This is a genomic window from Allostella sp., assembly GCF_041913585.1.
Lineage (GTDB): Bacteria > Pseudomonadota > Alphaproteobacteria > ATCC43930 > Allostellaceae > Allostella.
Genome location: NZ_JAYSFE010000040.1, coordinates 26,118 through 35,016, shown reverse-complemented (window position 1 = coordinate 35,016; position 8,899 = coordinate 26,118). Strand labels below are relative to the sequence as shown.

Sequence of the window (8,899 nt, the reverse complement as noted above, 5' to 3'; positions counted from 1 at the left end):
GCCCACTCGGTCCAGGTGAAGACGCCCCGCTCGTGCAGGCGCACCGCCATGGCGAAGGCGGCGGCCTCCCACGGCGCCCGGAATACCGGCCCGTCCGCGTCCCGGGGGATGGCGGGCGAACGCGCGAGGTCGGCCGTCATTGCGCCGGCTCCAGATAGGGGTCCCAGAGGTCGACGACGACGCGGTCGACCGGCGAGGCGTCCGGCCCCCACAGGGTGCGGGCGGCGAAGGAGACGGCATAGCAGCGCTCGGGCGCTTCGCCGCGGCCCATCCCGTTCATGTCCGGGAAGACCTGGTGGCCATGGTCGCGCTCGACGACGCCGACATGGCCGCGGACATAGCGCGGCATCCGGGTGTGGCCGCGCGGGTGCAGGTTGCGGACCCGGACCGCGTCGCCCGGCCGGAAGCGCGGCGGGAGGCCGGTCTCGCGCCGGGCGCAGGCACCCTTCGCCAGGATCGCCGGCACCCGCTCGGCCGGCACCGCCGCGACCGGCCCCGGGCCGGCCGGCCGTCCGCTCGCCAGCTCGTCGGCCGTGACCAGGCCGCGCTCGACCAGCAGGCGCTGCAGCCCGCGCAGCCAGTGCTCGTAGTAGGTGGCGTTGAGGTAGGTGACGGGGCTGGTGTCCTCGCGGGCGAAGCGGGCCATGTCGATGTTCCAGCGGCCGAGCATGCCGGCGGCGAGCGTCACCGCGAAGGCGCGGCGCTCCCATGGGTGGTGGAAGAGCGGCTCGTCGGCCTCGCGCACCACCGGCCCGAAGCCGTCGACGCCGCCGAGATCGTGGGCGCCGTTCATGCCGCGACCTGCGCCGGCAGAAGCGGCTGGCCGACGCCGATCATCGAGTCGCGGGTGACGAGTTCGGCCAGCGCCGCCTCATCCATGCCCGCGCTGCCGGGCGGCCGCTCGGGCAGCACGAGGTAACGCAGCTCGGCCGTCGAGTCCCAGACCCGGACCGCGCGGTCCTCCGGCACGGCGACGCCGAACTCGGCCAGTACGGCGCGCGGCTCGCGCACCGCGCGGGCGCGGTAGGGGGCGGCCTTGTACCAGGCGGGCGGCAGGCCCAGCACCGGCCAGGGGTAGCAGGAGCAGAGCGTGCAGACGACGAGGTTGTGGACCTCCGCGGTGTTCTCGACCACGACCATGTCCTCGCCCTGGCGGCCGGTGAAGCCGAGCTCGGCGATGGCGGCCGTGGCATCCCGCAGCAGCCGCGCCTTGTAGGCGGGGTCGCTCCAGGCGCGGGCGACGACGCGGGCGCCGTTGCGCGGCCCGACCTTGGTCTCGTAGGTCTGGATCAGCAGTTCGAGCGCCGCGGGATCGACCAGTCCCTTGTCGACGAGCAGCGATTCCAGCGCCTTGACCCGGAGCTCCACCTCGCTCCAGCGCTCCTCGTGGTCGTGGTCGTGGTCGTGGTCGTGGTCGTGGTTGTGGTCGTGGTGGGCAGCCATGGCTCGGATCTCCCTCAGCCGCGCTTGCGGGCCAGCGTCAGCCCGTCGCCGATCGGCAGCATGGCGAGCGTGACGCGCTCGTCGCCGTGCAGCTTGGCGTTCAGCGCCCGCAGCGCCGTCGTGTTCGCGTCGGTGCGGGCGGGGTCGGCGACGGCGCCGCTCCACAGCACATTGTCGATCAGGACGAGGCCGCCCGGCCGCAGCAGCGTCAGGCAGCGCTCGTAGTAGCCGTCGTAGTTGGGCTTGTCGGCATCGATGAAGGCGAGGTCCCACCGGCCGGCGCCACCCTCTGCCAGGAGCGCGTCGAGCGTCGCCAGCGCCGGCCCGAGCCGCAGGTCGATGCGGTCGGCGACGCCCGCCATCTCCCAGTGCCGGCGCCCGATGGCGGTCCATTCCGCGCTGACGTCGCAGCACACGAGGCGGCCGTCGGGCGGCAGCGCCTGGGCGACGGAAAGGGCGCTGTAGCCGGTGAAGGTGCCGACCTCGATCGCCCGGCGGGCACCGGTCAGTTCGACCAGAAGGGCCATCAACGCGCCCTGCTCCGGGGAGATCTGCATCAGCGCCCCCGGCACCGACTGCGTCGCCGCGCGCAGCGCCTGCTGCGCCGGCGTCTCGCGCAGCGACACCGACAGCAGATAGTCGCGGAGGTGCTCGGTCATCGGCAGCAGGCGGGCGGACATGCGGGGGGCGGACCGGGATGTGGGAGACGAGGAACCATGATGCCAGACGACGCGGCCGGTGCCCACCCGGTCCCGCGGACGGGGCGGGCGTCATCGGACCGACGCTCGTTCCGTCATCGAAGCGGGACAGGTTGCGGCGCATCCGAACCCACCCGGAGATGACGATGCGAACTTCCATCGCCGCCGCCCTGGCGCTCGCCGCCGCCGCGGCGGCGCCGGCCGCGGCCCAGGGCGACCCGCGCCCGCCGCTCCATATCGGCGTGCAGGGCAACCCGGCCCTGTTCGACCCCGCGCACGCCTTCAGCAACGTCGCCTGGCGGGTCAACCACAACATCTTCGACACCCTGATCGCCATCGACTTCGATGCCGATTTCGCCCTGGTGCCGGGCCTGGCGACGGCGTGGCAGCGGGTCGACGCGCGCACCCTCGACGTTACCCTGCGCGAGGGCGTGCGCTTCCACAACGGCGACCTGCTGACGGCCGAGGACGTCGCCTTCACCTTCGGCGTCGAGCGCATGCGCGGCGAGAACGCGCCGCTCTTCGGACAGACCCGGCCCTTCCTCGGCAACCTCGAGAGCGTCGAGGCGATCGGCCCGAACCGGGTGCGCTTCGTCAGCCGCGGGCCGGACGCGCTGCTGGAGCAGCGTCTGGCGATGTTCCCCTCGCAGATCGTCAACCGCCGCGCCTATCTCGCCGCGCCCGACTTCCAGGCCTGGGGCCGGACGGCGATCGGCACCGGCCCGTACAAGGTCGAGGATGCGCGCGACAACGACTATGTCCAGCTCGTCGCCCACGACGCCTACTGGCGCGGCCGGCCGACCGCGCGGTCGGTGCGCTTCTCGGTCGCGCCCGAGGTCGCCGCGCGCATCAACGACCTCAAGACCGGCCGCTTCCAGATCGTCACCGACATTCCCTACGACCAGCTCGCCGAGATCGCCGGCCAGCCCGGGCTGGAGGCGGCGGGCGGCCCGATCCTGAACAACCGCGTGCTGGTGTTCGACCAGAACCACCCCGTTCTGAAGGACGTCCGGGTGCGGCGCGCGCTGGCGCTGGCGATCGACCGCAAGCTCATCGTCGAGACCCTCTGGGGCGACCGGGTGCCGGTGCCGCGCGGCAACCAGTTCCCGGCCTTCGGCGAACTCTACCTCGCCGACTGGCCGGCGCCGGCCTACGACCCCGCCCAAGCCCGCGCGCTGCTCGCCGAGGCCGGCTATGCCGGCCAGCCGATCGAGTTCCGCGTCCTCAACAACTACTACGCCAACGAGGTGCTGACCGCGCAGGCGCTGGTCGAGATGTGGAAGGCGGTCGGACTCAACGTCGTCCTGCAGATGAAGGAGAACTGGACCCAGGTGCTGGAGCGCACGCCCGCGCGCGGCATCCGCAACTGGTCCAACACCATGGCCTATCCCGACCCGGTCGGGCTCGCCTGGCGGCTCTACGGCGCGCGCGGGCCGATCCAGGGCGGCTACAGGGAGTGGACCAACGCCGAGTTCAACCGGCTGGGGGCGCTGCTGGAGACCAGCGTCGACGTGCCCGAGCGGCGGCAGGCCTGGCGGCGGATGCTGGAGATCCTGGAGGTCGAGGACCCGCCGGCGACCGTCCTCCACCAGTTCGCCATCTTCTACGGCAAGCGCCGGGACGTGGCGTGGAAGCCGGTCCCGGTGGAATACATGGACCTGCGGCCGGCCAACCTCGCCTTCCGCTGACCCGGTACCCGGCGGCGGTGCGACCGCCGCCGCCGGGGCGGTTGCCCTCGCGGCCGGGATGGCCAAGGATGGCGCCGGGATTCCCGGCCTGGAGGCGATCGATGTGGCGGCGGTTGGTTGCGCTGGCGGCCCTGGCCGGCGCGGCGCTGGCGGCGCCGGCTGCGGCCCAGACCGACCCAAGGCCGGCGCTCCGGGTCGCCGTCCAGCGCAACCCGCCGCTCTTCGACCCCGCCTACAGCGTCAGCAACGTCGCCTGGCGGGTGAACCACAACCTCTTCGACACGCTGATCGCCACCGGCGCCGACGGGCGCCTGCACCCGGCGCTGGCGACGGCGTGGCGGCGCCTCGACGACCGGACGCTGGAGCTGACGCTGCGGCCGGGCGTGCGCTTCCACGACGGCACGGTGATGACCGCGGCCGACGTCGCCTTCACCTTCGGGCCGGAGCGCATGTCGGGGGAAGGGGCGCCGTTGCGTGCCCAGACCCGGCCGCTGCTCGGCGGCATCGAGCGCGTGGAGGCGGTCGACGACGCGACCGTGCGGGTCACGACCCGCCGGCCCGACCCGCTGATCGAGCAGCGGCTGGCGACCTTCCCCGCCCAGATCGTCTCGCGCGCGGCCTGGCTCGCGGCGTCCGACTTCCAGGCCTGGGCGCGGCGCCCGGTCGGCACCGGGCCCTACCGCCTCGCCGATTCGCGCGACAACGACTTCGTGCTGCTGGCCGCGCACGACGCCTGGTGGGGCGGCCGCCCGACGGCGGCGACCATCCGGTTCGACGCCGCACCGGAGGTGGCGGCCCGCCTGACCGGGCTCGAGACCGGTCGCTACGGCATCGCCACCGACCTGCCGCCCGACCAGCTCGACCGCGTCGCCGCCCGCCCCGAACTCGAGGTCGCGGGCGGGCCGATCGGCAACCATCGCGTCCTCGTCTTCGACCAGCGGCACCCGGTGCTGCGCGACCCGCGGGTCCGGCGCGCGCTGTCGTTGGCGATCGACCGCCGGCTCATCGTCGAGACGCTGTGGGGTCGGCGCGTCGGCATCCCCAACGGCAACCAGTTCCCGGCCTTCGGCCCCCTCTACATCGCCGACCGGCCGGTGCCGGTCTACGATCCCGACGCGGCGCGCCGCCTGCTGCGCGAGGCGGGATATCGCGGCCAGCCGATCGACTACCGCATCAACAACAACTACTACGCGACCGAGATCGCCACCGCCCAGGTGCTGGTCGAGATGTGGAAGGCGGTCGGCCTCGAGGTCGTACTGTCGATCAAGGAGAACTGGACCCAGATCCTGGAGCCGGCCGGCCGCGGCATCCGCAACTGGTCGAACGCCATGATCTATCCCGACCCGGCCGGCCATGCCTGGCGGCTCTACGGGCCGGGCAGCCCGGTGCGCCGCGGCACGCCCGAATGGTCCAACGACGAGTTCGACCGGCTGGGGCGGGTGCTCGAGGACAGCCTCGACCCGTCCGCCCGGCGGGCCGCCTGGGTGCGGATGCTGGCGATCCTGGAGGACGAGGACCCGCCCGCGACCGTCCTCCACCAGTACGCCATCTTCTACGGCAAGCGCCGCGACATCGGCTGGCGCGCCGGCCTCTCCGAGCAGATGGACTTCCGGCCCGCCAATCTCTCCTTCCGCTGACCCGCACCCCGAGCCCCGAGGCCCCCGATGCGCATCGCCGACGTCCGCGCCTTCCCGATCTCCTTCCCCTATCCCGAGGACGGCCAGGTGGCGCTCGGCATCGGCCGCACCGTCAAGCGCGACGCGGTGCTGGTGAAGGTGGTGACCGACGACGGGATCGTCGGCTGGGGCGAGGCCCATGCCGGGCGCTCGCCGGGCGCCATCGCCCGCATCGTCGAGACCACCCTGAAGGCGCTCGTGCTGGGCATGGACGCGGCCGACGTCGCCGGCGTCGGTGCCCGCATCTATCGCATGCAGCTCGCCAGCCACGGCATGGGGGCGGGCGCCGCGATCGCCATGAGCGGGCTCGACATGGCGCTGTGGGACATCCGCGGCAAGGCGGTCGGCTGGCCGCTCTACCGACTGCTCGGCGGCGCGGCCAGGGCCATCCCGGCCTATGCCGGCGGCATCTCGCTCGGGTTCCAGCCGCCGGCCGAGCTGGTCGAGGAGGCCCAGGCCATGGTCGCCCGCGGCTACAACGCGCTCAAGCTGCGGATCGGCGACACCGTCCAGCGCGACGCCGAGCGGGTCGCGGCCGTCCGCCACGGCCTCGGGCGCGACGTCGCCATCCTGACCGATGCCAACACCGCCTATTCCCTGGCCGACGCCCGCGCCGTGATGCCCGTCCTCGACGAGCACCGCGTGTCCTGGCTGGAGGAACCGTTCCCGGCGCACGACCACCGCTCCTATGCCGAGGCGAAACGCTACGGCACCGTGCCGCTGGCGGCAGGCGAGAACCACTACACCCGCTACGACTTCGCCCGTCTCGTCGAGGACCGCAGCATCACCATCCTCCAGCCCGACCTTTCCAAGTGCGGCGGCATCACCGAAGGGCTGCGCATCGCCGCGCTCGCCTCGGCGTGGCGGCTGCCGATCAACCCGCACACGTCCGTGACCGGCCTCAACATGGCGGCCTCGGTGCATTTCCTGGCGGCGATCGAGAACGGCGGCTATTTCGAGGCCGACGCCTCGAAGCTCAATCCGTTCCGCGACCGGCTCTGCTCCGCCGCCTTCACGCTCGAGGTCGACGGCACCGTCCGGCCCCTGGAAGGACCGGGCCTCGGCGTCGAGATCGACGAGGATTTCGTCGCCGCCCACCCGGTCATCGACGGGCCCGGCTACGTCTAGAGAGCATCGGCGGGCCGACCGCGGAATCCGCTTGCGCCGGCCCCTGGGTCCGGACGGATAGGGAGGGCCGTCGTCCACCGACGAGGTGTCCCATGAACGCATCCGCTCCGTTTCTGAGCCCCGCCGAAGCCGCCCAACGGCTCGGCGTCTCCACCAAGGCCCTTCGCGTCTACGAAGAGCGCGGGCTGCTCGCGCCGCTGCGCACCGCGGCCGGCTGGCGGGCCTATGGCCCGGACGAGATGGCCCGGGCGCAGGAGATCGCGGCGCTGCGCCGGCTCGGGCTCAGCGTCGCCGAGGTCGGGCGCGTCCTCGGCGGCGACGCGACCGACCTGGAGCCGGCGCTGGCCGCCCATCAGGCGGTGCTGGAGGAGCGGATCGGCGAACTGGCGGGCCTTGTCGGCACCGTCCGCGACCTCCGCCGCGAACTGTCGCAGGGCCGGGCGCCCGCCGTCGCCGATCTCGACCGGCAGCTCCGCCCCGCCGGGGCGATCGCCGTCGACCTCGACCTGCCCTGGCCGTGGGACGGCGAACGGTTCGAACTGCACGACGTCCGGCCGATCACCTTCATCGTCGGCCCGCTGGGCAGCGGCAAGACGCGCCTTGCCCGCGGCCTCGCCGAAGCCATCCCGGGCGCTTCCTTCCTCGGCACGGAGCGGGCGGCGGACGGGGCCGGGGCGGCCCGCGCGCGGATCGCGCAGGACCCGGCGCTGCGGCTGCGGGTCGAGCGGGCGCTCGGCTGGCTCGTCGGGGACGGGGCGACGGTCGCGGACGCGCTCCTCGCCCTGGTCGCCGGGCTGGAGGCCGAAGGACCGACGGCGCTGGTCGTCGACATGGTGGAGGAGGGGCTCGACCATGCCAGCCAGGAGGCGCTGATCGCGCATCTGCGGCGGCGGCGGACGGGCGGCCGTCCGCTCTTCCTGCTGACCCGATCGACGGCGATCCTCGACCTCGCCGCGGTCGGTGCCGACGAGGCGATCCTCCTCTGCCCCGCCAACCACAGCCCGCCGATGCGGGTCGCGCCCTGGCCCGGCGCCCCCGGCTACGAGGCGGTCGCCACCTGCCTCGCCGCGCCGGCCGTGCGGGCGCGGACCGCCGGTACGATCGCGTGGCGGCCGGCCCCGGCGCCCGCCGGCCGACCCGAGGGACGGGGCGCGCTCGCGGAAAGTTGACCGGCGCGACGGGTCGGGGCCCTCTATGTCCTGGAGGCCCGTTCCAACCGTCCCGGGGAGAGACCGTGCGATCCCGTCTCCGTGCCTTCGTCCTCGCCGCTCTCCTCGCTCCGGCGGCCGCGCTCGCCGCGCCGCCGGTGCCGGAACGCTGGCCCGAGGCCGGGTCCGCCGCAGGACAGCCGGTGCGCGTCCCCAGCATCAGCCCGTTCGTGCCGCGCGACATCGAGGCCGAGTTCCGCAAGACCGACGCCGTCGTCACCTGGTTCGCCCCGCAGGCCGCGTCGGCCCGGCGCAAGGCGCCCGCCGTCGTCCTCCTGCACGGCTCGGGCGGGGTGCAGGAGGCGCGCGAGATGACCTATGGCCGCCAGCTCGCGGCCATGGGCATCGGCGCGGCCGTGGTCGACGTCTTCGCCGCGCGCCGCGACCTCGCCACCGGCTTCGTCGACCGCATCGTCGAGATCACCGAGACGATGGCGATCGCCGACGCCTACGCGACGCTGGCCTGGCTGAAGTCGCGGCCCGAGATCGATGCCGAGCGGGTCGCGCTGTGGGGCTTCTCCTACGGCGCCATGTCGAGCGTCTTCGCCGCCAACCGGGCGATCGCCGACCGCCTCGCCGACCGCTTCGCGCTGGGGCCGACGCGCTTTGCCGGGCATGTCGCCTTCTACGGCCCCTGCATCACCACCTTCGACGACCGCCGGACGACCGGGGCACCGGTGCTGATGGCCTGGGGCGATGCCGACGAGCTGATGAACCCCGAGCGCTGCAACCAGCTGGCCGACGATCTCCGCGCCGGCGGCTCGGACGTCCGCACCGCGGTCTTTCCCGGCGCCTACCACCAGTGGGACGGCGGCTGGGCCGGCCCGCGCCGCATCGGCCGGCTGCTCGACGGCTGCGGCTTCCGGGTCGACCACGACCTCGTCGTGCGCACCGACGGCATCGGTCTGCCGATGACCAACCCGATCCTGCGCAAGCTGATGCTGGGACTGTGCGTCGGCTCCGAGGGCTACCTTCTCGGCCGGGACGATGCCGTGCGCGAACGCTCGAACCGCGAGGTGGCGCGGTTCCTCAACCAGGTCTTCGCCCGCGGCGGCTGA

The 8,899-nt window shown here is 73.7% G+C and carries 8 protein-coding genes; 5 read left to right on the top strand and 3 right to left on the bottom strand.

The window, feature by feature from the left end; genetic code table 11:
- Nucleotides 1-136: 136 nt before the first annotated feature.
- The 3 genes from nthB to ACE3Q3_RS10045 are packed head-to-tail and all read right to left on the bottom strand — an operon-like array spanning nucleotide 137 to nucleotide 2,123.
- The gene (gene nthB / locus ACE3Q3_RS10055) at nucleotides 137-793 is read right to left on the bottom strand and encodes a nitrile hydratase subunit beta (protein ID WP_374445253.1); all 657 of its coding nucleotides are present in this window, start codon (nucleotides 791-793) and stop codon (nucleotides 137-139) included.
- Nucleotides 790-1,443, bottom strand: a complete 654-nt coding sequence (gene nthA / locus ACE3Q3_RS10050; protein ID WP_374445251.1) for a nitrile hydratase subunit alpha — start codon at nucleotides 1,441-1,443, stop codon at nucleotides 790-792. The genes nthB and nthA overlap by 4 nt, the downstream gene beginning before the upstream one ends.
- Nucleotides 1,444-1,457: 14 nt before the next feature.
- Nucleotides 1,458-2,123 (bottom strand): O-methyltransferase, encoded by a 666-nt coding sequence (locus ACE3Q3_RS10045; protein WP_374445248.1) that lies wholly within the window; start codon nucleotides 2,121-2,123, stop codon nucleotides 1,458-1,460.
- Between the two features lie 164 nt (nucleotides 2,124-2,287).
- On the opposite strand from ACE3Q3_RS10045, the gene ACE3Q3_RS10040 reads away from it, so the two are divergent.
- The 5 genes from ACE3Q3_RS10040 to ACE3Q3_RS10020 all read left to right on the top strand — a co-directional run bounded on the left by ACE3Q3_RS10040 (nucleotide 2,288) and on the right by ACE3Q3_RS10020 (nucleotide 8,899).
- Nucleotides 2,288-3,829 (top strand): ABC transporter substrate-binding protein, encoded by a 1,542-nt coding sequence (locus tag ACE3Q3_RS10040; protein WP_374445246.1) that lies wholly within the window; start codon nucleotides 2,288-2,290, stop codon nucleotides 3,827-3,829.
- Between the two features lie 101 nt (nucleotides 3,830-3,930).
- A complete protein-coding gene (locus ACE3Q3_RS10035) occupies nucleotides 3,931-5,466 on the top strand; it encodes an ABC transporter substrate-binding protein (RefSeq protein WP_374445244.1) in 1,536 nt (511 codons plus the stop codon).
- Nucleotides 5,467-5,493: 27 nt separating this feature from the next.
- Entirely contained in the window at nucleotides 5,494-6,633 is a 1,140-nt protein-coding gene (locus ACE3Q3_RS10030; RefSeq protein WP_374445241.1) for a mandelate racemase/muconate lactonizing enzyme family protein, read from the top strand.
- Nucleotides 6,634-6,725: 92 nt separating this feature from the next.
- Nucleotides 6,726-7,802, top strand: coding sequence for a MerR family transcriptional regulator (locus tag ACE3Q3_RS10025; protein ID WP_374445239.1), 1,077 nt, complete (start codon nucleotides 6,726-6,728; stop codon nucleotides 7,800-7,802).
- Nucleotides 7,803-7,867: 65 nt separating this feature from the next.
- Nucleotides 7,868-8,899 carry a dienelactone hydrolase family protein gene (locus ACE3Q3_RS10020; RefSeq protein WP_374445237.1) on the top strand — a complete coding sequence of 344 codons (1,032 nt, stop codon included), beginning with the start codon at nucleotides 7,868-7,870 and terminating at the stop codon, nucleotides 8,897-8,899.

Coding starts and splice junctions, on each gene's coding strand:
- nthB (WP_374445253.1), bottom strand. CDS start 793: ATGAACGGCGCCCACGATCTCGGCGGCGTCGACGGCTTCGGGCCGGTG.
- nthA (WP_374445251.1), bottom strand. CDS start 1,443: ATGGCTGCCCACCACGACCACAACCACGACCACGACCACGACCACGAC.
- ACE3Q3_RS10045 (WP_374445248.1), bottom strand. CDS start 2,123: ATGTCCGCCCGCCTGCTGCCGATGACCGAGCACCTCCGCGACTATCTG.
- ACE3Q3_RS10040 (WP_374445246.1), top strand. CDS start 2,288: ATGCGAACTTCCATCGCCGCCGCCCTGGCGCTCGCCGCCGCCGCGGCG.
- ACE3Q3_RS10035 (WP_374445244.1), top strand. CDS start 3,931: ATGTGGCGGCGGTTGGTTGCGCTGGCGGCCCTGGCCGGCGCGGCGCTG.
- ACE3Q3_RS10030 (WP_374445241.1), top strand. CDS start 5,494: ATGCGCATCGCCGACGTCCGCGCCTTCCCGATCTCCTTCCCCTATCCC.
- ACE3Q3_RS10025 (WP_374445239.1), top strand. CDS start 6,726: ATGAACGCATCCGCTCCGTTTCTGAGCCCCGCCGAAGCCGCCCAACGG.